Origin of the sequence: Kitasatospora sp. NPDC086009, from assembly GCF_044540385.1 — a bacterium.
Classification (GTDB): domain Bacteria; phylum Actinomycetota; class Actinomycetes; order Streptomycetales; family Streptomycetaceae; genus Kitasatospora.
Genome location: NZ_JBITSA010000007.1, coordinates 68,036 through 90,618, shown reverse-complemented (window position 1 = coordinate 90,618; position 22,583 = coordinate 68,036). Strand labels below are relative to the sequence as shown.

The following is a 22,583-nucleotide window of genomic DNA, read 5'->3' as shown; positions in this document are numbered from 1 at the left end:
AGGGACCGAGGTCATACCTGAGGAGGAGCGGGCCCCCCGCCGGACCGTCGGGACGGCGGGGGGCGGCCGTACCCGCGGGCGACACTTCGGACCGGAACGGATTGGGAGGATTGAACGGAACCCGATCATCCCGTTCCGTCCCCGCAGGAGTTCCCCGTGACGATGTCCGCAACCGCCGTCCGTACCGGCCGGGCGGCCGCCCGCGCCACCGGCCTCAACAAGGTCTACGGGGACGGGGAGACCCGCGTCGTCGCGCTCGACAACGTCAGCGTGACGTTCCCGCAGGGCGAGTTCACCGCCATCATGGGCCCCTCCGGCTCCGGCAAGTCCACCCTCATGCACTGCATGGCCGGCCTGGACACCGTCTCCTCCGGCTCCTCCACCATCGGCGACACCGAACTCGTCGGGCTCAAGGACAAGCAGCTCACCCAGCTGCGCCGCGACCACATCGGCTTCATCTTCCAGGCCTTCAACCTGCTCCCCACCCTGACCGCCCTGGAGAACATCACCCTCCCCATGGACATCGCCGGCCGCAAGGCCGACAAGGCCTGGCTCGACCGCGTCGTCGACACCGTCGGCCTCTCCGGCCGCCTCGGCCACCGCCCCAGCCAGCTCTCCGGCGGCCAGCAGCAGCGCGTCGCCTGCGCCCGCGCCCTCGCCGGAAAGCCCGACATCATCTTCGCCGACGAACCGACCGGCAACCTCGACTCCCGCTCCGGCGCCGAAATCCTCTCCTTCCTCCGCAACTCCGTGCGCGAACTCGGCCAGACCGTCGTCATGGTCACCCACGACCCCGTCGCCGCCGCCTACGCCGACCGCGTCGTCTTCCTCGCCGACGGCCGCATCGTCGACGAACTCGCCGGCCCCACCGCCGACACCGTCCTGGACCGCATGCGCCGCTTCGACGCCAAGGGCCGCACCAGCTGACCCCCCGCCGACAGCAGCCCGCCCCACCCCAGACTCCAGGACACCCCATGTACCGCACCGCACTGCGCAACGTGCTGGCCCACAAGGGCCGACTCCTGATGACGGCCCTCGCCGTCATGCTCGGCACCGCCTTCGTCGCCGGCACGCTCGTCTTCACCGACACCCTCGGCAACGCGCTGCGCTCCCAGAGCGCCAAGAGCTACACCGACATAGCCGTCACCATCAGTGACCGCAGCGCCGTCGACCGGGGGTACGACCTCAGCGGCGGGAGCACCACCGACCCCACCCTGACCGAGTCCACCCGCAAGGCGGTCGCCCTGCTGCCCGGCGCCGCCGAGGCCCGCGGCGTGGTCACCGGCTTCGCCGGCATCGCCGACCGCAAGGGCGCGCTGATCGGCGACGGCTTCTCGACCACCGGCACCAACTACGTGCCGGGCGCCGACGGCACCGACCCGCGCTACCCGCTCGTCGACGGCCGCGGCCCGCGCGGCTCCGGCGAAGTGGCGCTGGACGTGAAGACCGCCGACAAGGGCGGCTACAAGGTCGGCGACACCGTCCGGGTGGCCGTCAACGGCCCGGTCATGGAGCTGAAGCTCACCGGCACCCTGCACACCAACGACCCGCGCGTCGTCTCCGGCGGCTCGCTCGCCGCCTTCGACACCGCCACCGCCCAGCAGCTCTACCTCAGCCCGGGCCGCTTCGCCGAGATCGACGTCAAGGGCCGGCCCGGCGCCGACGACCGCGCGCTGCTCACCGCCGTCCGGCAGGCCGTCCCGCAGGACGACTCGATCGAGGCGAAGACCGGCCGCGAGCTGGCCGACGAGCAGGACCGGATGATCCAGGAGGGCACCAAGGGCATGAGCGGCGTGCTGCTCGGCTTCGCCGCGATCGCGCTGTTCGTCGGCATCTTCATCATCGCCAACACCTTCACCATGCTGGTCGCCCAGCGCACCAAGGAGCTCGCCCTGCTGCGCGCCGTCGGCGCCAACCGCAGGCAGGTCACCCTCTCCGTGCTGGTCGAGGCGCTGCTGGTCGGCCTGACCGCCTCGGTGGCCGGACTGCTCGCCGGCATCGGCATCGCCACCGGCCTGCGCTCGCTGCTGAACGGACCGATGGAGGCCAACCTGCCGGACGGCCCGCTGGTGGTCGCCCCGTCCACGGTGCTCGTCTCGGTCGCCATCGGAGTGCTGGTGACGGTGCTCGCCGCCTGGCTGCCCGCCCTCCGCGCCTCCCGGATCGCCCCGGTCGCCGCGATGAGCTCGGTCGAGCAGCCGGCCACCCAGAAGAGCCTGCGGGTGCGCAACACGATCGGCCTGCTGTTCGCCGCGGCCGGCGTCGGCGGCCTGCTGGCCGGCGCCGCCGGCAAGGAGGGCAAGCTGGTCGGCGTCGGCGCGGGCGCGCTGCTGGTCGGCGTGTTCGTGCTGACCCCGCTGCTGGCCCGGCCGCTGATCGCGCTGTTCGCCCCGCTGCTGCGCAGGCTGTACGGGACGCCGGGCAAGCTGGCCCGCGAGAACGCCGTGCGCAACCCGCGCCGCACCGCCGCCACCGCCTCGGCCCTCACCATCGGCGTCACCCTGATCACCGCGCTGACCGTGATCGGTGCCTCGGTGAACAAGGCCGTGGACGAGGAGACCGAGAACGACACCAAGGCCGACTACACCGTCGCCATGCAGAACTCCTCGATGCTGTCCCCCGAGGTCGCGACGCAGGTCGCCCGGACTCCGGGCGTGAGCGCGATGAGCGTGGTGCGCACCGTCCTGGTCGGGACCGGCGCCGGCGACGCGGCCGGCACCGGCGACCGCGACGACCGCGAGGTGGTCACCTCGGTGGACGCCGCGACCATCGACCAGCTGGCCACCATCACGGTGAAGGCCGGTAGCGCGGACGCGCTGAAGCGGGGCGAGCTACTGGTCGGCTCCGGCACCGCCGACCGCCTGCGCCTGAAGCCCGGTGACCCGCTGGCCTTCACCTACCCGGACGGCACCAAGGGCTCGCTGACCGTCGGCGGCGTGCTGGAGGCCGGCACCGCGCTGGCCGGTCTGGTCGCCCCGGACTCCGTGGTCGGCCCGCACGCCGCACCCGGCACCGGGCCGCAGAAGGTCCTGGTCAAGGGCGTGAACGGCGCCGACGCCAAGCTGAAGCAGGCCCTGCGCGACGCCACCGGCGGCAACCCGCTGATCGCCGTCAAGGGCGAGAAGGACATCAAGGCGGAGAACCGCCAGCTGGTCACCGCGGTGCTGAACATCATGTACGGCCTGCTGGGGATGTCCGTGGTGATCGCCGTCCTGGGCGTCGTCAACACCATGGCGATGTCGGTGTTCGAGCGCCGCCGGGAGATCGGCATGCTGCGGGCGATCGGCCTGGACCGGCGCGGCATCGGCCGGATGGTCCGGCTGGAGTCGGTGATGATCGCGCTCTTCGGCGGCGTGGTCGGCGTGCTGCTCGGCATCGTGACCGCCTGGGCGGGCACCCGCACGATGGCGGACACCTTCAAGGGCATCACCACGGTGGTGCCGCCGGTCCAGATCCTGGGCTTCCTGGTCGCCGCCGCCGTGATCGGCCTGCTCGCCGCCCTCTGGCCGGCCCGCCGGGCCGCCCGGATGGACATCCTGGGGGCGATCAAGAGCGAGTAGCGCCCCGGGAAGGCCACCGACACCGAAGAGCTCCGCCCGCCGGGAAGGACACCGGCGGGCGGAGCTCTGTGCATGAACGATTCGTCAGCAGTGGGTCCGGTCAGCAGCCGTTGAGGATCGAGGAGAGGGTGCTCTTCTCGGCAGTGTCCACGGAGAGGCCGTAGAAGTACTTCACCTGCACCCAGGCGCGGGCGTAGGTGCAGCGGTAGGAGGTCTGCGGCAACCAGTGGGCCGGGTCCTGGTCGCCCTTGGAGCGGTTGGAGCTCGCGGAGACGGCCAGCAGCTGCGGGCGGGTCAGGTCGTTGGCGAAGGCCTTGCGCTGGTCCGTCGTCCACGCCCAGGCACCGGAGCGCCAGGCCTCGGCCAGCGGCACCAGGTGGTCGATGTCGAAGGAGGAGGCGTTGGTCGTGGTCGCGTTGTCGTAGACCGAGGACCAGGTGCCGCTGACGGAGGCACAGGCGGAGTCGGTGACCACGCCGCTGCCGTCGCGCTTGAGGACGGTCTCCCGGGTGTTGCAGGTGCCGGCGATGGTGATCCAGTGCGGGAACAGCGTCCGGTCGTAGGTGTCGTCGTGGGTCTCGGCGCCCGTCGCGATGGAGGCCAGGTAGGTGCGGGCCGTCGCGGCCGAGACCGGGGTGGGCAGGGCGGCCTGGGCGGTGCCGGCGCCGGCCAGCAGCGCGGTGAGGGCGAGCAGCAGGGCGCCGAGGGCGGCCGGCAGGGCGCGGTGCAGCGTGCGTATCGCAGGCATACGGGGACTCCAGAGTCGGTGTGAGGGCAGGCAAAAGCCCCCGGGCGGAAGCGGCCCGGGCTGGCAACCAGCATGGCGCGTCGGGGGTTTACGCGGGTAGACCCTGGGATGAACTTTTTGACCGGTGGTCAGCTCGGCGCGGGGTACCACGCGGGCGCCGTGCGGCGCGGGGCGCGGCCGCACGGCGCTGTGCGGTGCCGTACGCGGTGGGAGCGCCGGGCGGCCGGCACGCCGGGCGGCGCCCCCGGGGGTGATGACGGGGATCGGTCCCACCGCCCTCGCGGTCCTCCTCCTGGCGTACGGGCCGCCGCGGTAGCGCGGCAGTCCGCGGCACCGTGGCCGGACGAGACCCCGGACATGCCGAACCGCCCCGTCCGGCGGGGGCCGGGCGGGGCGGTTCGGGTGCTGTGCGGTTGCTGTGCGGGTGGCCGCCGGTGGGCCGTCAGGCGGCGGTCTTCGCCGGGCCGGCGTTCGCGAGCGGCTTGGCCGGGCGGCCGCCGAAGAGACCGAAGAAGATCGCCAGGGTCGGGATCAGGTAGGCCGCCCAGACGACCAGCTGGAGGACGGTCGGGTCGGGCTGGAAGTTGAAGACGCCCTTCAGCAGGGTGCCGTACCAGCTGTCCTTGGGGATGGTGCTGCTGATGTCGAAGGCCTGGCTGTGCAGGCCGCCGAGCCAGCCGGCCTCCTGGAGGTCGTGCACGCCGTAGGCGAGCACGCCGGCCGCGACGACGACCAGCATGGCGCCGGTCCAGGTGAAGAACTTCGCCAGGTTGATCCTCAGCGCGCCCCGGTAGAACAGCCAGCCGAGCACCACCGCGGTGGCCAGGCCCAGGGCCGCGCCGATCACAGGGTTGTAGCCGTCGTCGGTGGCCTGCACCGCCGACCAGATGAACAGCGCGGTCTCCAGCCCCTCCCGGCCCACGGCCAGGAAGGAGGTGACCACCAGCGCGAAGGTGCCCATCGCCATCGCCGCGTCCAGCTTGCCGTGCAGCTCGGTCTTCAGGTGCCGGGCGGTGCGCCGCATCCAGAACACCATCCAGGTGACCAGACCGACCGAGATGATCGACAGCGAGCCGCCGAGCGCCTCCTGCGCCTCGAAGCTCAGCTGCGAGGAGCCGAACTGCAGGACGGCGCCGAAGGCCATGCTGAGGACGACGGCCGCCACCACGCCCGACCAGACCGGCAGGAGCTTGTCCTTGCGGCCGGTCTTGACCAGATAGGCGATCAGGATGCAGACGACGAGGCTCGCTTCGAGGCCCTCGCGCAGGCCGATCAGGTAGTTGCCGAACACGCTGGCTCCTGGGGGTGAAGAGGTGGTACGCGGGTGGGCGGGAGCGCCAGGTCAGCCGAAGAGGGCCTGGCCCCACCACTCGCCGGGCTTGCGGACGCCCGCCGGGCAGGCGAAGTGGGCGGAGCCGACGTGCTGGATGTACTCGTTGAGCTTGTCGCTGGAGGCGAGGCGCTGCTGGAGGGGGACGAACGCCTTGCGGCTGTCCCGCTGGTAGGCGAGGAAGAACAGGCCGGCGTCCAGGCGGCCGAGGCCGTCGGTGCCGTCGGTGAAGGAGAAGCCGCGGCGCAGGATCATCAGGCCGCTGTTGCTGTCCGGGTGGGCCAGGCGCACGTGGGAGTCCTCGGGCATCGCCTTGAGGTCCGGCGCGTCGTGCTCCTTGGGCTTGCCGTACGGCGCGCCCTCGCCCTTGGTGCGGCCGAAGACGTCCTCCTGCTCCTTGAGCGAGGTACGGTCCCAGGTCTCGATGTGCATCCGGATCCGGCGGGCGACCAGGTAGGAGCCGCCGGTCATCCAGTCCGGGCCCTCGCCGGGGGCGACCCAGACGTGCTCGGCGAGCTTCGCCGTGTCGCTGCCGGCGATGTTGTGGGTGCCGTCCTTGAACCCCATCATGTTGCGCGGGGTCTGCGCGTCCGGGGTGGTCGAGGACGTCTTGCCGAAACCGAGCTGCGACCAGCGGATGTTGACCGTGCCCATGCCGATCCGGGCCAGGTTGCGGATCGCGTGCACGGCGACCTGCGGGTCGTCGGCGCAGGCCTGGACGCAGAGGTCGCCGCCGCTGCGCTGCGGGTCGAGCTTGTCGCCCTTGAAGTTCGGCAGGTCGATCAGGGCCTCGGGGCGCCGCGCCTTGAGGCCGAACCGGTCCACGCCGTCCTTCTCGAACAGGCCGGGGCCGAAGCCGATGGTGAGGGTGAGCCGGGAGGCGGGCAGGCCCAGGGCCTCGCCGGTGTCGTCCGGCGGTGCCTCGGGCAGGCCGCTGGCGGCGCCGGTGCCGACCTCGCGCCCGCCCGTCATCGCGGCGGCCGCCTTGGACCACTCCTTGAGCATCTTGACCAGCGACTCGCGGGTGGCGGTCGCCGAGACGTCGAACGCGGCGAAGTGCAGCCGGTCCTGGACGGGCGTGGCAATGCCCGACTGGTGCTCGCCGTAGAAGGGGATGTTCGCGGGGGTGGCCGCCGGCGCGGGGGTGTCGTCGTCCTGCCGGGTGGCGGCGGCCACCGAGCCGACCCCGGCGGCGCCGATCGCGACGCCCGCGCCCGCCCAGCCGATCACGGCCCGGCGGCTGATCGGGCCGCGGTCGGCGCCGCCCCGCCCACTCGCGGTGGCGTCGGCGTCGGTGCCGGCCGGCGTCCCGCTCTGCTGCTGGTTCTCGGCGTCCATCGACGGGCGGCCCTTCTCTGCGCTGACTCACGGATGCCGTGGCGGCCACGGGGGCCGCCACGGCGATGTGGTGGAGGCTAACCCGGCTACGGGAGCCGACACCTCCTGGGGTCCTGCTTGTCGACCGGTACTGCGTGTCGACCGTTACTTGACGACGACCGCGGCGGCCAGCTTCGACAGCGGCTCGCCCAGCGAGTTCACCGCGTCGGAGAAGGTCTTGCGCTCGGCCTCGGTGACCTTGTCGTAGGAGGTGTAACCGCCCTCGGCCTGCTTGTACTTGGCCAGCAGCGCCTGGATCGCGGTGAACTCCGCGTCCAGGGTCTTGGCCAGCTCGGCGTCCTTCTCCGAGGCGACCGGCTTGAGCAGCTCGTAGGCCTTCTGCGCACCCTCGACGTTGGCGGCGAAGTCCGCCAGGTCGGTGTGGCTGTAGCGATCCTCCTCGCCGGTGATCTTGCCGGTAGCGACCTCGTCCAGCAGCTCCTTGGCGCCGTTGGCCATGCTGGTCGCGGTGATCTCGGCCGCCGGGATCTTCGTCTGCCAGTCCTTCAGGTCCGTCACCAGCTGGTCGGCGAGCTTCTTCTCGTCGTCGCCGATCCTGGCGTCGGCCCAGAGCGACTTCTCCAGCTTGTGCCAGCCGGTCCACTCCTGGCCAGGCTCCAGGCCGTCCTCGCGGGTGTCGGTCTTCGGGTCGATGTCGCCGAAGCTCTCGGCGACCGGCTCGGTGCGCTCCCAGCCGGTGCGCGACGGCGCGAAGAGCGACTTGGCCTTCTCCAGGTCCCCGGCCTTGATCGCGTCGGCGAACTGCGTGACCACCGGGATGGTGGCGTCGGCCTGCTCCTGGGCGTACGTGCGGTACGCGTCCACGGCGGCGGTCAGCCGCGGGTCGGTCGAGGCGCCGGAGGCGGCGGCGTCACCGGTGACGGTGATCTTCTGGCGGATGCCGTCGCCGACCATGCCCGGCTTGCAGGCGATCTCGTACGCGCCGGCCTTGATCTCCGCGGTGATCGACGCCTTGGTGCCGGGGCCGATGTTCTCGCGCTCGGTGATGATCTTGTCACCGTCGCCGTAGACGTAGACCTCGGTGGTCTTCGAGCCCTTGTTCGCGATGTCGATCACGACGTGGCCGGCCGGGAAGCTGGTCTTCGAGATCTCGCACGCGGTGTCGGTGGCGTTCACCTTGACGGCGTCGGCGGAAGCCTTGTCGTCCTTCTTCTGCGAGCAACCGGCCAGCGCGGCGGTCGCCACAGCGAGGGTGAGCAGCGCGGCTGCGGTGGAACGACGGGCGGACATGAGGGCTCCAGCGGGGAGGACAGGCGGTTCGGGCATGGCTGAGCGTGGGTACGGGAACCGGGGCCACCGGCGCCCCCACCCACTTAGCTAAGGCATACCTTAGGGACATCTGATTTTGCCGTCTACACCGGGGCTGCCTTCGATCCGCGCAGGTGGGGGGTGGGCCAGGCGGCCACGGTGCCGTCAGCCCACCGACCAGTTCCGGCCACCGCCGGTGGCCTGTCCCACGCCCGCCCCGCCCGGGAGCCGCCCGGCCCGCGGGCTCAGCGGCCGGGGCACCGAGGTGCTCAGCGGCCGCGGCGCCGAGGTGCTCAGCGGCCGGGGGCCCGGCGGGCGGCCGCGCGGGCGCTCCAGCGGCCCTCGTGCCGGCTGATCCGGATCGGGTGGCCGAAGCAGGCGCTCACCAGCTCGGTGGTCATCACCTCGTCCACCGGCCCGGCCCCGACGCACTCGCCGTCACGCAGCAGCAGCGCGTGCGTGGTGCTCTCCGGCAGCTCCTCCAGGTGGTGTGTGACCAGTACGCTGGCCAGCTCGGGGTGCTGATGGCGCAGCAGGTCCAGGCTGTCGAGCAGCAGCTCGCGGGCCGTGAGGTCGAGCCCGGTGGCGGGCTCGTCGAGCAGCAGCAGCCGGGGGCTGGGCATCAGGGCGCGGGCGATCAGGGCCCGGCCGCGCTCCCCCTGGGAGAGGGTGGGCCACGGGGCTTCCGCCATGGCCGTCATGCCGAGGGTCTCGATCAGTCGCTCACAGCGGTCGAGCTCCTCGGGGGACGGCTTGCGGTGCAGGTCCGGTTCGATGGTGTTGGTGAGGCCGGTCAGCACCACCTCGCGGACGGAGAGCGGCGAACGCAGCGGGTGGCGCGGGTTGACGTGACCGAGGTGGGCGCGCAGCTCGCGGATGTCGACCCGGCCGAGGCGGCGGCCCAGCACGTCCACCGTGCCCCGGGTGGGGTGGGAGACCGCGCCGAGCAGCGCCAGCAGCGTGGACTTGCCGGCGCCGTTGGCCCCGAGCAGCGCCCAGTGTTCGCCGGGCTCGATGGTGAGGTCGATCCCGCGCAGCAGGTAGCGGCCGTCCCGGACGACGTCGACGTCCCGGGTGCGCAGCAGCGGGCCGGCGGGCAGCGGTTCGGACGTGCTCATGGCGGGCGGGCCTCCGTGGGATCGGCGCCGGACAGGGTGCGGGCGCGGCGCCGCACCGGGCGGGCTGGCACCGGCCGTCCGCGTGCAGAGTACAACCGTCGGAGTGGCGGCGGCCCGGGGTGTCCGAGGTGTGGACCGGCTCCGGCGGTCGCCCCGCTCCGGGGCGCGCGGGGGCGGGCCGGGGCGCGGACCGACCGGCCGGTCCGCACGCCCCTGTTCGTGGCGGGCAGTTGGCGGGAGGATCGGAGCGGAGCACGATGCGAAGGGGGCTGGACGGATGGGGTGGGACGCGGAACCGGCGGGGCGTGCCGGAACGCTGCACGGGCGGTTCGAGGAGCAGGCGCGGCAGACGCCCGACGCGGTCGCCGTCCGCTGCGGCGCGCGGGAACTGACCTACGGTGAGCTGGACGCGCGGGCGGACCGGCTGGCCCGCCACCTGGCGGCGGCCGGGCTGGAGCCCGGCGGCCGGGCCGCGGTGGCGCTGGGCCGGGGCATCGAGGTGTTCGTCGCCCTGCTCGCCGTGCTGAAGGCCGGTGGCGCGTACGTACCGCTGGAGCCGGGGGCGCCCGACCCGCTGCTGCGCCATGTGCTCGCGGAGGCCGATCCGGCCGTGGTGGTGACCGAGGAGAGCCACCGGGTGCGGCTGACGGACGCCGGCGGGCGGGCCGTCGTCTGCGTGGACGCGCCGGCCGGGACGGGCGGGGCGGGCGAGGCGGCGACGGTCGGAGCGGGCGAGAAGGTCGGAGCCGTCGGGGCGGTCGGGGCCGTCGCCGCAACCGAGGCGGTCACCGCGCTGCCCACCGGTCCGCCGGTGGTGGCCACCGGCCCGGACGACCTCGCGTGCGTCTTCTTCACCTCCGGCTCGACCGGGCTGCCCCGGGGCGTGCTGATCGAGCACCGCAACCTGCTGGCCGCCTACCGCGGCTGGCACTCGGTCTACGGGCTCCGCGCCTCCGACCGGATCCTGCAGACGGCGAGCCTGGAGTTCGACGTCTTCACCGCGGACTGGGTGCGCGCGCTCTGCACCGGCGCCACCCTGGTGGTCGCACCGCGCAACCTCACCCTGGACCGCAGCGCCGACATCGCCGACCTGCCGGCCCTGGTCGCCGCCGAGGGCATCACCGTGCTGGAGCTCAACGTCCGCACGGCGCGCCGCCTGCGGGCGCACCTCGCGGCCTCGGGCGGGGCGCTGACCGGTGTGCGGCTGCTCACCGTGGGCGCCGAGAAGTGGTACCTGGACGAGCAGTTGGGCCTGCAGGGGCTGCTCGGCGCGGGCGTCCGGGTGCTGAACGTGTACGGCCTCGCCGAGGCCTCCGTGGACAGCAGCTACTTCGACGCGGCCGGGGCGACCGGCGGCGAGGGCAGCGAGCGGGTCTCGCTGGTCGGCCGGCCGTTCCCCGGCGCCCGGGTCCACGTGCTCGGCCCGGACGGCGAGCCCGCCCCGAGCGGGACGGTCGGCGAGATCGCGGTCGCCGGCGCGGGCCTGGGCCGGGGCTACCTCAACCGGCCCGAGGAGACGGACCGCCGGTTCCGGCCCGCGGCCTTCGACCCGGACGGCCGGGTCCTGCTGACCGGCGACCTCGGGCGGATCCGCGCGGACGGCGTACTGGAGTTCACGGCCCGCGCCGAGGCCGTGGTGGGGCCGGTCGACTCCGCCCGGGTCGCCGCCGTGGTCGAGCGGGTCACCACGGCCGCGGCCGCCGAGGGCGTACTGCGCTCGCACCCGGCGGTCCGGGAGGCCGCCGTCGCCGAGGTGGAGCCGGAGCCCGGGCGGCGGGCGCTGGTCGGGTACGCGGTGACCGACCCGGAGGCCGAAGGGGCGGACGCGTGGTCGCTCTCCGCCTACCTGACGAAGCGCCTGCCCGCCGGCGACCTGCCCACCGCGGTGGTGCCGCTCTCGGCGCTCCCCCGCACCAGGGCCGGCAAGCTCGACCGCGGCTCCCTGCCGCTGCCGGCGCCGCGCGACTCCACCGGCCCCCGGGCCGGTAAGGCCGGCGCGGGCGGCTCGGCCGGTCACAAGGGCGCCGGCTTCAAGGGCGCGGGCGGGGGGACCGGCTCCGCCCGGGCGGCCGGCGCCGGCGGGCCCGGCCTGTCCGGCTGCGGCTGGCTCCTCATCGCCCTGCCCTTCGCCTTCGCGGCCTGGCTGCTCACCGACTCCCTCTGGCCGGGCTCCACCGACCTGTCCCGGGTGCCGGACCCCTTCGCCTCCTACTTCCACGCCCTGTACATCGCCGAGTGGCTCTCGTTCGGGCTGGGCGCGGCGTTCCTGCTGGCCGGATGGCCGATGCTCACCGCGCACGGCAGGCCGCGGGGACTCACGCTCGCCACCCACCTGTCGGTGTTCTGGCTGCTGGCCTCCTGGTGGCCGCAGGACAACCTGTACCGGACCAGCTCACCGGTGGACTGGTCGCGGCAGTCGCTCCTGGTCTACGTCTTCAACGTCGCGCTGATGATCGCGGCCGTGGTCGTGGTCCGCTTCCTCGCCTGGCACCCGCCGTCCGCGCGGAGGTGAGGCGGCGGCGGGTCGAGGCACGCGGGCCCGGCCGGTCCGGCACCGCTCAGCGCAGGGCCTCGAACATCCGGCCCAGCGCGTGGTTCCCGGCTCCGATCAGCGCCTGCGCGGCCTCCAGCGCCTCGGCCTCGCGCGCGGCGAGGGCCAGTCCGACGGCGGGCTCCCGCTCGTAGCCCGCCGTCGCGACCAGCGGCAGGACGGTCACGCCGAGGCGGGCGCAGCGCGGGCGCAGCCGGTCCAGGTGGTCGTGGAGCGCCTCCTGGGAGATCCGGGCGCCGAGCGGCAGCGCGTCCAGGGTGCGGACCAGGTGGCCGGGGCCGCGGACCAGGTCCAGCCGGGCCCGCAGCACGAAGGCGATCGCCGGGCCGGTGAGCCGCAGGTTGATCTCGGTGGGGGCGAGCCGGCGGTCCCGGTCGGTGACGAAGTCGACGTCGTACCAGCCCCGGTGGCCCTCGGCCGCGAGCCGCTCGCCGACCGCGAGGCCGAACCGTTCGGCGATCGCCGCCGCGCCGGCCGGCACCACCCCCGGGCCGACCGTCACCCCCTGGTAGCGGGTGCCGTGCACCGCCATCTCGCCGACGCCGACCGGGTGGACGCGGCCGTCGTCGCCGACCACCGCGTCGAAGGTGAGGTCGCGCAGCCGGTCGGCACGGCCGCCGTCGATGTACTCCTCCAGCAGCACGTCCCCACCGGGCGCCGGCAGTTCGGCCCCGGTCAGCCGGCGCAGCAGGGCCCGGCCGCCGCCGGCCGCGAACACGTCCTGCGGGGTCACCACGACCGTCCCGTAGCCGCCGACGCCGTGCGGGCTCTTCAGCACGGTGGTGAGGCCGCGGCTCGCGCGAGCGGTCAGCCGGCGGGCGGCGCGGCGCCGGGAGCCCGGCTGCTCCTGCTGGGGGACGACGATCCCGTGGTGTTCCGGGGCCAGTTCGGTGAACAGGACGTGCGCGGCGGCCTTGGACTCGTAGCGCCGCACGGCCGCCAGCTCCGCGCCCTCGCCCTGGGCCGCCGTCCGTCCCCACGGCAGCACCGGGAGACCGGCGGTGGCGATCCGCTCCGCCAGGGCCGGCCGGTCGGCAAGGGCCTGGGCGAGCGTCCGATCCGGCGCGATCCCGCTGTACAGCTCGACCGGCCCCCACTCCAACTCCCTGGCGAGCCAGTCGATCCAGGCCCGCTCGACCTCCCCCGGCAGGACCAGCAGCGCGGGCTCGGGGCTGTAGCAGCTCGCCATCCCGGCGTAGTGGTGTGCCTGCCGCAGGCGCCGGGACCGCTGGTCGGGGTCCGTCCCCGGCGCGAGGAACTGTTCGTTGAAGTCGGCGACGTTCCCGAGGTGCACCGCCCGCCGCCCGCCCGTCCAGGCGCCCAGCCATCCGTCCATCCCGCGAGCGTACGGGCCGGCGGGACCGCCCGCAGGGGATCGGCGACACCGGGCGACGGCGCTCGCGCCCGGTCCCGCGCGGAGCGGCAGTTGGGGGGCGGGTCAGGGGCACTGGCCGGAGGCACCGGTCAGCGGCACCGGTCAGAGGCACCGGTCAGCGGCGCGGGAGGCCGGTGCCGGCGGGGGGCCGAACCCCTCCGCATGCAGAGCGGCCAGTTCACCGTTGGTGAAGGCGCGGCGCCAGAGGTACCGGGTCGTCACGGTGGGCTCCCGCGGCATTTGTTCACTACCTATCAAGTTCGATCAGGACAGAACACGGAATGGTCAAGGTCTCTGCAAATATCTAGCCAACGTTGTCAGTTCACCGTCAAACTCTGACCCAGCTCGTATCCCTGCAGCTACCCCGACTGGAGTCAGAGTGAGCCCCATCTCCTCTCACCGCCGCAACCTCGCGGCCGGAGCCATAGCGGTCACCGCCGCACTCGTGGCCGCCACCTTCCAGACCGCCACGGCGTCGGCCGCCCCCACCGACCACGCCGCCGCGATCGCCCAGGCCAGGGCCAACGTCACCCACAACGCAGGGGTGTTCGGCTTCGGCGACGGCCAGGACCTCCAGGTCAAGGACGTCATCATCGACGCCGACGGCACCCAGCACGTCCGCTTCGACCGCACCTTCCAGGGCCTGCCCGTGGTCGGCGGCGACCTGGTCGTGCACCAGGACGCGCGCGGCCGGCTCAAGGACTCCTCCCGCGCCGCCGCGCACGAGGCCGCGGTGGCGTCCATCGTCCCGAAGGTCCCGGCGCAGACCTCCGCGAGCCGCGCCCTCCAGTCCGCGCCGTCCATCGGCTCCGCGACCAGCTCCCCCGAACTGGTCATCTGGGCCGCCGACGGCACGCCCCGCCTCGCCTGGAAGACCACCGTCGCCGGTGTCGGCGACCACGGCCAGCCCGCCGGGAAGGTCGTCGTCACCGACGCCTCCACCGGCGAGCAGATCGAGAGCTACGACTCCGAGCACCAGGCCAGCGGCACCGGCCACTCCGAGTACACCGGCGACATCACCATCGACACCACCGCGCAGTCCGGCGGCTTCGCGCTGATCGACCCGGTGCGCAAGCACACCACCAGGGACGCGCACAACGTCTCCGCGGGCTCGCTCAAGGCGAGCTCCGGCACGCTGTTCACCGACACGGACAACACCTGGGGCGACGGGAAGAAGTTCTCCACCGACCGCGCCACCGCCGCCGTCGACGCCCACGCCAACACCGCCTGGACGTACGACTACTACAAGAACACCTTCGGCCGCAGCGGCATCAAGAACGACGGCAAGGGCGCCACCGTCTTCGTGCACGTCGGCACCGACTGGGACAACGCCCAGTGGTCCGACAGCTGCTTCTGCATGATGACCGGTGACGGCGACGGCTCCAAGGACCCGGAGCAGGTCGACCTCGACACCATGGGCCACGAGATGACCCACGGCGTCACCAGCGCGACCGCCAACCTGCGCTACAGCGGCGAGTCCGGCGGCCTCAACGAGTCCACCAGTGACATCTTCGGCACCATGGTCGAGTGGTACGCCAACAGCAAGGTGGACACCCCCGACTACCTGTTCAGCGACCAGTCCACCCCGCCGTGGCTGCGCCGGATGGACAAGCCCTCGCTGGACGGCGGGTCCGCCGACTGCTGGACCAGCAAGGTCGGGCAGCTCGACGTGCACAACTCCTCGGGCGTCGGCAACCACTTCTTCTACCTCGCCAGCGAGGGCAGCGGCAGCAAGACCATCAACGGGTTCACCTACAACAGCCCCACCTGCAACCAGTCCACGGTGACCGGCATCGGCAACCAGAAGGTCGCCAAGATCTGGTACCGCGCGCTGACCGTCTACATGACCTCCACCACCAACTACAAGGCCGCCCGCACCGCGACCCTGAGTGCGGCGAAGGACCTGTACGGCGCGACCAGCACCGAGTACAAGGCCGTCGCGGCCGCCTGGAGCGCCGTCTCGGTCAGCTGACGACCCGCTCCGCGCACCCACGGCGGCCCGTCGCCCCGGGGTTTCCCGGGGCGACGGGCCGCCCCGGCGTGCCCGGGCCGGCGTTCCGGACCCGCCGGGGTCTCAGCCCAGGACGCGGACCGGGGAGCCGGCCAGGAACGCCGCGATGTCCTCCACCGCCTGGCCGTAGAACGTCCGGTAGGTGTCGCCCGACACATAGCCGAGGTGCGGGGTCGCCAGCAGCCGCGGCGCGGTGCGCAACGGGTGGTCGGCGGGCAGCGGTTCGACGTCGAAGACGTCCACCGCCGCACCCGCGATCCGGCCCTCGACCAGGGCGGCGAGCAGCGCGTCCTGGTCGACGATCGCCGCCCGCGAGGTGTTCACCAGGTACGCCCGCGGCTTCATCGACGCGAACTCGGCCTTGCCCAGCAGGCCCCGGCTGCGGTCGCCCAGCACCAGGTGGACGGAGACGAAGTCGCTCTCCCGCAGCAGCTCCTCCTTGGTGGCGGCGCGCCGGACGCCGACCTCGGCGGCCCGCTCCTCGGTGAGGTTCGGGCTCCAGGCGACCACGTCCATGCCGAACGCGAGGCCGACCCGGGCCACCAGCGCCCCGATCTTGCCCAGTCCGAGCAATCCCAGCCGCCGCCCGGCCAGGTCCGCGCCGAGGGTGCTCTGCCACGGGCCGCCCGTGCGCAGCGCGTCGTTCTCGGTGACGATCCCCCGGGCGAGCCCGAGCAGCAGCGCCCAGGTCAGCTCCACCGGCGGCGTGGACGAACTCGCCGTCCCGCAGACCGTCACCCCGTGCGCGCGGGCGGCCGCGTAGTCGATCACCGTGTTCCGCATCCCGGAGGCCACCAGCAGCCGCAGCCGGGGCAGCCGGGCGAACACGGCCGCCGGGAACGCCACCCGTTCGCGCAAGGTCACGATGATGTCGAAGTCGGCGACGGCGTCGACCAGTTCGTCCTCCGAGCCGAAGTGCCGCGGGAAGGAGGTCAGTTCCACCCGTTCGGTCACCGGTGACCAGTCGACGATGCTCGTCGCGACACCCTGGTAGTCGTCGAGTACGGCGCAGCGAAGTTTCATACCGGCACTCTCGCAGACCCGTTGGGCCGGGGGGACAGGGGCCGGGCCGTCCACCCGACCGGGGCCCGCGTCAGACCTCCCCCAGCACCGTCCGGATCACGTGCCGGGCGTTGCGTGCCATCGCCGGGTTGGTCCTCCGGTAGTACGGCAGCGCGATCAGCGCCTGCGAGAGGGTCCGCCCGCGGCCGCGGATCCAGGTCGCGTCGTCCACACCCAGCGCCTCGCGGAAGACCTCCCGCGCCCGGGCGGGCAGCAGATTCCACGCCGGGAACAGGTCGCAGGCGGGATCACCCGTCCCCAGGCAGCCGAAATCGATGACCGAGGTCAGCCTGCCGGCTTCCACCAGCAGGTTGCCCGGCATGAGATCGGCATGCAGCCACACCGGCGGCCCGTCCCAGGCCGGGGTCCGCAACGCCTCCTCCCACACGGCCGTGGCGGCATCGCAGTCGACACCCTCCTGCGGGATCCCGCGCAGCTCCTCGATCGCCGCCCTGGTCTCCACGTCGAGCGAGGCGACCGGTCCGCCGCGGTGGGCCTGTGGCGCACCGGGCAGGGTGATGCTCCGCATCGCCGCCACGAACCCGGCCAGGTCCTCGGCCAGCAGCACCGGTTCGCTCAGGGCCTCCACCTCCGGGTTCTCCCCCACCAGCCACCGGTAGACCGACCACGGCCAGGGGAAGCCCTCGGCGGGCACCCCGTCACCGAGCGCCTCGGGGACGGGCCGGGGCAGCTGGGGCGCGAGCCGGGGCAGCCAGGCCCGCTCCAGCAGCACGTCGCCGGCCCCGCCCCGCGTCAGCGGCAGCCGGACGACCATGTCGTCGCCCAGCCGGTACATCGCGTTGACCGTCCCGCCGGACGGGAACCGCTCGACCGCCAGCCCCGCCCACTGCGGGAACTGCCCGGCGATCAGCCGCCGTACGAGGTCGACGTCCGTGGGGTAGGTGCCGGGATGCATCTGCCCTGTACTCATGTTCATGGCAGGTAATCGAACGGCCTGACGCCGGCGGACGTCAACCGCTTTCCGGCGACCGCGGCTGCGTGGCACACCCAGCGGGAGTCCGCTCCACTGTCGGCCTCGCCGCTCCCAGCCGCCGCTCCCCGCCGCCGCTCCCCGCCGCCACTGCCCGCCGCCGCACGGCCGGTCGCGCCGGCGTCCCTGCCGACCTGCCCGGGCGGCAGGGCCTCGGGGTGTACTGCGGCTCAGCCCCGTTCGAGGGCCGTGGCGTCGGCGACGATCAGCCGAGCGCGGTCGCCCGGGACGGACCGGCCGCGGGCGCGGCGTCGGGGTGAGGGCGTTGCGATGAGGGGCGCCGGGTGGGGGGCGTCGGGTGGGGGCGTCGGGGTGAGGGGCGACTGTCCGGTGGACATCCGGGCCCGCCTGGTGCTGGTGACTGTGTGTCATGCCCGACAGGCTAGGAACGTAGCCGGACCGGAAGCCACGGATCCGTCAATCGCCCATGACCATGGGGCGTGCGATTGCCACCCATGGTGGATTCCTTGCGCGCAATGGCCGGTTCGCCTCCGCACGGCACCGGTTCACATGGCGGCGGGGTATGCGACCCCGAGGGCGCCCGGGCCTCGGTCCCTGGTGCTCGGTGACCGGTCCCTGGTGCCCGGTGCTCAACAGGGCGTCAACGGCCGACCTCCCGATGAACCGGTCACCCGGGTCGAAGGTCGACAGGAATATACAGACCGGTCTACTGTTTCCACATGGGAGTCAAGGGAGAAGAGACCCGCGCCCGGCTGATCGCCGGCACGCGCAACCTGATCGAGGCACAGGGCTACTTCGGTACCGGCCTCAACCAGATCGTGGCGGAGAGCGGCGCACCGCGCGGCTCGCTCTACTTCCACTTCCCCGAGGGCAAGGACCAACTGGTCGCCGCCGCCCTCGTCCAGGCCGGGCAGGAGGTCGAGGAACTCCTCCGGACGCCCGTCGGCCGCAGCCCGGAAGCGACGGCACTGGTTGACCGGCTCGTCGAGGTCTTCATCGCCCGCCTGGAGGAGTCCGACTACAGCAAGGGCTGCCCCGTCGCGACCGTGGGACTGGAGGTGGCGGGAAGCAACGAGCCTCTGCGCCGCGTCTGCGCCGAGGTGTACGCGAGCTGGCAGCTCGTGCTCACCGAACGCCTCACCGCCCAGGGGTTCGGCCCCGCCGAGGCGGAGACCGCTTCGGGCCAGGCGCTCGCCGTACTGGAGGGCGCCGTACTGCTCGCCCGGGTGCGTCGCGACCGCCGCCCCCTGGAGGACGCCCGGCATGCCGTCCGCCACCTGCTCGGCGCGAAGAAGAAGTGACCGACCGGCCGCGCCCGTCCTGACCTCACGTGCGCGGCCCACCGGTCCGCCCGACCCCGCAGTCGGCCGAGCTCCGATCGGCTCCGCTTGATCGTCGCCTGAAAATATACCGACCGGTCTACCGAATATCAGCTGACGCACTGACTTCGACCAGGCCACCGAGGAAATCAACCGACCGGTCTACCGAATCTAAGCCCCTCGAACTCCCGTCACCGTTAGGCCACGCCTAGAAATATGCCGACCGGTCTACATACTCATTTGCCCTCCCCGCCTCCTCACTCTCACCCAGGCATCTCCCAAAAATATGCAGACCGGTCTACAGAAAAGGACCTCCAGATGAACTCCACCACCCCGCCGCAGCACCGGCTACCCCAGCCCCTGCCGCGCACCCTGGTCCTCGGCGCGACCGGTTTCCTGGGCCGCTGGCTGGTTCTCGAACTCCTCGACCGCGGCGAGCCGGTGGCCGCCGGCATCCGGGGCGGGCGCGGATCCGCACGGGACGGTCAACTGCGCCTCTGGCTCCGCGAGCACGGCGCCGACGACACCGCGCTGACCACCGTCGCCGCCGACCTCACCCGCCCCGGCCTCGGCCTCGGCACGACGGACGAAGCCCGGCTGACGGACATCCGCGACATCCACAACCTCGCCGCCCTCTACCGGTTCGGCCTGGAGCGCACCGAGGCGGACGCCGCCAACGTCGACGGCGCGCTGCACGTGCTGCACTGGGCCGCCACCCGTCCGGGGCTCCGGCGGCTCGTCCACCTCTCGGGCTACCGGGTCGGCCGGGACGCCACGCCGCGCTACCCACTCCCGGCCGCCGAGACCGACGCGCTCTACACCCGCCTCGGCGCCTACGAGGCCTCCAAACTGGTGGGCGACGCCGCCGTCCGTGTCACGGCCGCCCGCCTCGGCGTACCGCTCACCACGGTCAACCCGAGCAGCGTGGTCGGTCATTCGGTCACCGGCGAGGCCGGACAGTACCTCGGCCTGGCCGAGCTGGTCCGCCAACTCGCCCATCGGCGCCTGCCGTTGCTCCCGGGTTCGGCGCGGACCTTCCTGCCGGTGGTCGCGGTCGACCACCTGGCCCGGTTCCTCGCCGCCGTACCGGAGTTCGACGACGGTCCGGCGCACTCCCACACGGTGCTCGACCCCGCGACGCCCCCGCTGCCCGAGCTGATCGGTCTGCTGGCCGACCACCTCGGAGTGCCCGCACCCCGCGCCCTCGTCCCGATCGGCCTGGTCCGCCGGTTGCCCCGCGCGCTGACCGGCGCCGACCCCGAGACGCTCAGCTTCCTCTCGGAGGACGGCTACGACACCACGTCCGCCGACCGCCTGGCCCGCGCCGCCGGTCTTCACCACCCACCCGTCGCCGACGTCCTGCGCCGCTGGGCGACCCGCCTGGTCGCCGACGGCTTCGGCACCACCGCCACCGGCACGGACCCCCTCGCACCCGGCCGACGCGCACCCGGCCGACGCGCACCCGGCCGACCGAACCCGGATCGCGCCCCATCCCGAACCGGCCGGTTCGCCAGGTTCGGCCGCTTCGCCCGGTTCGCCGGGTTCGGCGACCGGCGCCGCTGACCGGGGCGGCAGCACGGTTCACCCCCGGCTCGGGCCGCATCGGGGGTGAACCGTGCTGCCGCCGTCCGAGCAGCGGACGCCCGGCGCCCTCAGCCCTCCCCGGCGCCTGTCCGTTCGAAGGCGAGCAGGGTCCAGGTCACGCCCGGGCGGGCGTGGAGGTCGGGACGGGTGACGTGGGTCAGCAGGGTCAGGCCGTGCCGGTCGGCGAGCGCGACGGTCTCGTCGGCCGGGACGTCGAACATCCGGCGGCCGGGCGGGACGGGGCCGTGGCGGAGGGAGAGCATCACCCGACCGGCGGGCGTGAGCAGACGGGCGAGCGCTGCCATCGCCAACACACGCTCCTGGTCGGCCAGATGCATCCAGACGGCAGTCAGCAGGACCAGGTCGAAGCGCTCCTCCGAGGCGGTGACGGCAGCCGCTTCGGGCAGCGCGTCGTCCACCCAGCGGATGTCGCTGTCGGCGTGGATCCGCTGCCCGATCCGGCGCAGCTCCTCGGTGGGCTCGGCGGCGACGACCCGGTGGCCGAGGGCCGCGAGGGCGGCCGCGTCCCGGCCGGTGCCGGCACCGAAGTCCAGGACGGTGCTCGGCGCCCCGGGAAAGAGCTGCAGCAGTTCGCGGTGGACCTGTTCGAAGGTCACCTCCTCGTACTGCACGGCGAGTTCCGCCGCCGCCTCGGCGTAACCTGCGGTGCCGGCCGGTCGGTTCACGTGCCCCCCTGGTGTGTCGGACGGCTCCGGCCAGGCCGGATCGCCCGCCACCGCCGGGACGATCTTCCCCCGATTGCCGCAGCGCTCCAAACCGCGCTTCTTCGCTTCGGCGGCCACCACCGGCGCGAACGCCCGGCAGGCCCGAAACAGATGCGGCCCGCATGCCCTCACGCCCCAGCGCCGGTCACCCGGAGCACCCCACACCTGGAGCACCCCCAGCCGGAGCACCCCCAGCCGGTGCACCCCCCAACCGGAGCACCTCCTCCACCGCGGCGTCCTCCGAATGGACGGCTGATCCGACGACAGCGCGCGCCCCTCCCCCACCGCTCACTCCGCCCTGCTGCCGCCTCCGCACCGCCGACCCCGCCGCCGGCCGCCCGCCGGCCCGCCCGCCGCCCGGGGCCCGGCGACGCTCGTTCCTCAGGCCTCGCCGGCGTGCCAGGCCGGCCACTGCCAGGGCCGGTCCACCCAGTGCACACGGGACTCGTCGCGTGGATCGAGGTCGGGGAAGAGCTGGTGGATCCGTGGCTCGAACTCCTCCGGGGCCAGCGGCTCCCAGCCGTGGCCCTCGAAGTGGACCAGGCGGTAGCGGCTGTCGGTACGGAACTCGGCGACCTCGACCAGGGGCTTTGACGTGCTGTTCGTTTCCATGCCCCCAGCATGTGGCGGACCTCCGCCGCCCGCACCCGGGGTACGGCCGGCAGCGTACAGCCGGGAACGGAGTGCGGAGCGAAGTGCGGAACGGACGGCGCGACAGAACCCTCTTCCGAGTCATGTCCCGCCGTCGGCGCGCTCGTTGAGTACGGCGAACGGGTCGCCGGACGAGGCGCACGGACTGCACCGGGATCGAGGTCGACCCGGGCGGTGGACCCGGCAGTGGCGCAGCGGCGATTCGGCGGCGGCGAATTCGGCAGCAGGAGGACGACGGCATGAGCGGGCAACCCGGCGATGGACAGTGGCAGTGGCCGACGCAGGCGTGGGAGCCACCACCGGTACCCGCCGCGCCCCCGGTCGCGTCGCCCACCGCACCCATGCCCGCCGCACCCGTGCCGCCCCCGGCCAGGCCGCAGCCCCGCCGGGCATGGGCGGCAGCGGCCGCCGGGATCGTCGCCGTGCTGGCGTCCGTCCTGGTGATGTGCGGGCCCGAATCGGGCGAGGAGTCGTCCGGCGTGGTGGCTTTCCCCGGTACGTCCCCCTCGCCCTCACCCTCGCCGTCGATTCCCGCGGTCCCCGACCTGCTGCCGGTACCGACGCCGCCGACCACCACCGCCCCGGCCCCGGCGGACGCGGCCCCGGGCGGCGCCGCGGGCCCGACGGCCGGCCCCGGCACGGCGTCCGAGGCCTCGCCGGGGGCCGAGCGGGCGGGAGTGGACGGCGCGCCGGGCGCGGCACGCTCCGCCGCCGCCCGGGCGAGGCAGAGCCGGACGCCCCGCCCGGCACCGGCCCGGAGCCCGGAGGCCCCGGGGTCCGGCGTGTCGGCGCCCGCGGGGCCGTCGGCCGCCGCGGGGACCCCGGGTGCGACGGGCGGCGGACCGGCCACGACCGGCGGCGGCTCGATCTGCGACCAGGCCGAGCGCTTCGGCCGCTGGCCCGCCGGCTCGGAGCAGGCCAGGCTCTGCCACAACATCTACGGCTGACCGG

Annotated in this window: 17 protein-coding genes; 7 read left to right on the top strand and 10 right to left on the bottom strand. The window is 73.6% G+C overall.

Annotation, left to right across the window (positions count from 1 at the left end; all coding sequences use genetic code 11):
- The first annotated feature begins 156 nt into the window (after nt 1-156).
- Together ACIF6L_RS19165 and ACIF6L_RS19160 are read left to right on the top strand one after the other, a co-directional pair.
- Complete coding sequence (locus ACIF6L_RS19165) at nt 157-927, top strand: ABC transporter ATP-binding protein (RefSeq protein ID WP_329486010.1); 771 nt, start codon at nt 157-159, stop codon at nt 925-927.
- 47 nt (nt 928-974) lie between these two features.
- Complete coding sequence (locus ACIF6L_RS19160) at nt 975-3,560, top strand: ABC transporter permease (protein WP_396486387.1); 2,586 nt, start codon at nt 975-977, stop codon at nt 3,558-3,560.
- Nucleotides 3,561-3,660: 100 nt separating this feature from the next.
- Here ACIF6L_RS19160 and ACIF6L_RS19155 read toward each other — a convergent pair whose 3' ends face one another.
- From ACIF6L_RS19155 to ACIF6L_RS19135, 5 genes are all read right to left on the bottom strand, one after another.
- Nucleotides 3,661-4,308, bottom strand: coding sequence for an HNH endonuclease family protein (locus ACIF6L_RS19155; protein WP_352297907.1), 648 nt, complete (start codon nt 4,306-4,308; stop codon nt 3,661-3,663).
- Nucleotides 4,309-4,750: 442 nt separating this feature from the next.
- Nucleotides 4,751-5,599 carry an iron uptake transporter permease EfeU gene (gene efeU / locus ACIF6L_RS19150; protein ID WP_329486013.1) on the bottom strand — a complete coding sequence of 283 codons (849 nt, stop codon included), beginning with the start codon at nt 5,597-5,599 and terminating at the stop codon, nt 4,751-4,753.
- Nucleotides 5,600-5,650: 51 nt separating this feature from the next.
- Nucleotides 5,651-6,976 carry an iron uptake transporter deferrochelatase/peroxidase subunit gene (efeB, locus tag ACIF6L_RS19145; RefSeq protein ID WP_359807904.1) on the bottom strand — a complete coding sequence of 442 codons (1,326 nt, stop codon included), beginning with the start codon at nt 6,974-6,976 and terminating at the stop codon, nt 5,651-5,653.
- A 144-nt stretch (nt 6,977-7,120) separates the two neighbouring features.
- Nucleotides 7,121-8,266: an iron uptake system protein EfeO gene (gene efeO / locus ACIF6L_RS19140; RefSeq protein WP_396486388.1), complete on the bottom strand. Its 1,146-nt coding sequence runs from the start codon at nt 8,264-8,266 to the stop codon at nt 7,121-7,123.
- A gap of 311 nt (nt 8,267-8,577) precedes the next feature.
- Nucleotides 8,578-9,402 carry an ATP-binding cassette domain-containing protein gene (locus ACIF6L_RS19135; protein ID WP_359837479.1) on the bottom strand — a complete coding sequence of 275 codons (825 nt, stop codon included), beginning with the start codon at nt 9,400-9,402 and terminating at the stop codon, nt 8,578-8,580.
- Between the two features lie 277 nt (nt 9,403-9,679).
- On the opposite strand from ACIF6L_RS19135, the gene ACIF6L_RS19130 reads away from it, so the two are divergent.
- Complete coding sequence (locus tag ACIF6L_RS19130) at nt 9,680-11,914, top strand: amino acid adenylation domain-containing protein (protein ID WP_396486389.1); 2,235 nt, start codon at nt 9,680-9,682, stop codon at nt 11,912-11,914.
- Between the two features lie 46 nt (nt 11,915-11,960).
- On the opposite strand, the gene ACIF6L_RS19125 is transcribed toward ACIF6L_RS19130, so the two are convergent.
- Nucleotides 11,961-13,289 carry a hypothetical protein gene (locus ACIF6L_RS19125; RefSeq protein ID WP_359807911.1) on the bottom strand — a complete coding sequence of 443 codons (1,329 nt, stop codon included), beginning with the start codon at nt 13,287-13,289 and terminating at the stop codon, nt 11,961-11,963.
- Between the two features lie 418 nt (nt 13,290-13,707).
- Here ACIF6L_RS19125 and ACIF6L_RS19120 point away from each other — a divergent pair, with 418 nt between their 5' ends.
- The gene (locus ACIF6L_RS19120; RefSeq protein ID WP_396486390.1) at nt 13,708-15,300 is read left to right on the top strand and encodes a M4 family metallopeptidase; all 1,593 of its coding nucleotides are present in this window, start codon (nt 13,708-13,710) and stop codon (nt 15,298-15,300) included.
- A gap of 102 nt (nt 15,301-15,402) precedes the next feature.
- Here the strand turns inward: ACIF6L_RS19120 and ACIF6L_RS19115 are convergent, their stop codons facing one another.
- Nucleotides 15,403-16,362 (bottom strand): D-2-hydroxyacid dehydrogenase family protein, encoded by a 960-nt coding sequence (locus tag ACIF6L_RS19115; protein ID WP_396486391.1) that lies wholly within the window; start codon nt 16,360-16,362, stop codon nt 15,403-15,405.
- A gap of 70 nt (nt 16,363-16,432) precedes the next feature.
- A complete protein-coding gene (locus tag ACIF6L_RS19110; RefSeq protein WP_396486737.1) occupies nt 16,433-17,332 on the bottom strand; it encodes an aminoglycoside phosphotransferase family protein in 900 nt (299 codons plus the stop codon).
- Between the two features lie 740 nt (nt 17,333-18,072).
- Between ACIF6L_RS19110 and ACIF6L_RS19105 the strand changes: the two genes are divergently transcribed.
- Together ACIF6L_RS19105 and ACIF6L_RS19100 are read left to right on the top strand one after the other, a co-directional pair.
- Entirely contained in the window at nt 18,073-18,654 is a 582-nt protein-coding gene (locus tag ACIF6L_RS19105; protein WP_359807916.1) for a TetR/AcrR family transcriptional regulator, read from the top strand.
- A 336-nt stretch (nt 18,655-18,990) separates the two neighbouring features.
- The gene (locus ACIF6L_RS19100) at nt 18,991-20,235 is read left to right on the top strand and encodes an SDR family oxidoreductase (RefSeq protein ID WP_396486392.1); all 1,245 of its coding nucleotides are present in this window, start codon (nt 18,991-18,993) and stop codon (nt 20,233-20,235) included.
- Nucleotides 20,236-20,324: 89 nt separating this feature from the next.
- On the opposite strand, the gene ACIF6L_RS19095 is transcribed toward ACIF6L_RS19100, so the two are convergent.
- On the bottom strand, nt 20,325-20,942 hold the full coding sequence (locus ACIF6L_RS19095; RefSeq protein WP_396486393.1) for a class I SAM-dependent methyltransferase: 618 nt from the start codon (nt 20,940-20,942) through the stop codon (nt 20,325-20,327).
- Nucleotides 20,943-21,362: 420 nt separating this feature from the next.
- Nucleotides 21,363-21,593 carry a hypothetical protein gene (locus tag ACIF6L_RS19090; RefSeq protein ID WP_329486024.1) on the bottom strand — a complete coding sequence of 77 codons (231 nt, stop codon included), beginning with the start codon at nt 21,591-21,593 and terminating at the stop codon, nt 21,363-21,365.
- A 380-nt stretch (nt 21,594-21,973) separates the two neighbouring features.
- Here ACIF6L_RS19090 and ACIF6L_RS19085 point away from each other — a divergent pair, with 380 nt between their 5' ends.
- Complete coding sequence (locus tag ACIF6L_RS19085) at nt 21,974-22,579, top strand: hypothetical protein (protein WP_396486394.1); 606 nt, start codon at nt 21,974-21,976, stop codon at nt 22,577-22,579.
- Nucleotides 22,580-22,583: the final 4 nt, after the last annotated feature.

What these genes read in the sequence shown, in the direction of transcription:
- ACIF6L_RS19100 (WP_396486392.1), top strand. Translation starts at nt 18,991, where the DNA reads ATGAACTCCACCACCCCGCCGCAGCACCGGCTACCCCAGCCCCTGCCG.
- ACIF6L_RS19115 (WP_396486391.1), bottom strand. Translation starts at nt 16,362, where the DNA reads ATGAAACTTCGCTGCGCCGTACTCGACGACTACCAGGGTGTCGCGACG.
- ACIF6L_RS19090 (WP_329486024.1), bottom strand. Translation starts at nt 21,593, where the DNA reads ATGGAAACGAACAGCACGTCAAAGCCCCTGGTCGAGGTCGCCGAGTTC.
- ACIF6L_RS19155 (WP_352297907.1), bottom strand. Translation starts at nt 4,308, where the DNA reads ATGCCTGCGATACGCACGCTGCACCGCGCCCTGCCGGCCGCCCTCGGC.
- ACIF6L_RS19105 (WP_359807916.1), top strand. Translation starts at nt 18,073, where the DNA reads ATGGGAGTCAAGGGAGAAGAGACCCGCGCCCGGCTGATCGCCGGCACG.
- efeO (WP_396486388.1), bottom strand. Translation starts at nt 8,266, where the DNA reads ATGTCCGCCCGTCGTTCCACCGCAGCCGCGCTGCTCACCCTCGCTGTG.
- ACIF6L_RS19110 (WP_396486737.1), bottom strand. Translation starts at nt 17,332, where the DNA reads ATGAGTACAGGGCAGATGCATCCCGGCACCTACCCCACGGACGTCGAC.
- ACIF6L_RS19130 (WP_396486389.1), top strand. Translation starts at nt 9,680, where the DNA reads ATGGGGTGGGACGCGGAACCGGCGGGGCGTGCCGGAACGCTGCACGGG.
- ACIF6L_RS19125 (WP_359807911.1), bottom strand. Translation starts at nt 13,289, where the DNA reads ATGGACGGATGGCTGGGCGCCTGGACGGGCGGGCGGCGGGCGGTGCAC.
- ACIF6L_RS19085 (WP_396486394.1), top strand. Translation starts at nt 21,974, where the DNA reads ATGCCCGCCGCACCCGTGCCGCCCCCGGCCAGGCCGCAGCCCCGCCGG.
- ACIF6L_RS19160 (WP_396486387.1), top strand. Translation starts at nt 975, where the DNA reads ATGTACCGCACCGCACTGCGCAACGTGCTGGCCCACAAGGGCCGACTC.
- efeB (WP_359807904.1), bottom strand. Translation starts at nt 6,976, where the DNA reads ATGGACGCCGAGAACCAGCAGCAGAGCGGGACGCCGGCCGGCACCGAC.
- ACIF6L_RS19135 (WP_359837479.1), bottom strand. Translation starts at nt 9,402, where the DNA reads ATGAGCACGTCCGAACCGCTGCCCGCCGGCCCGCTGCTGCGCACCCGG.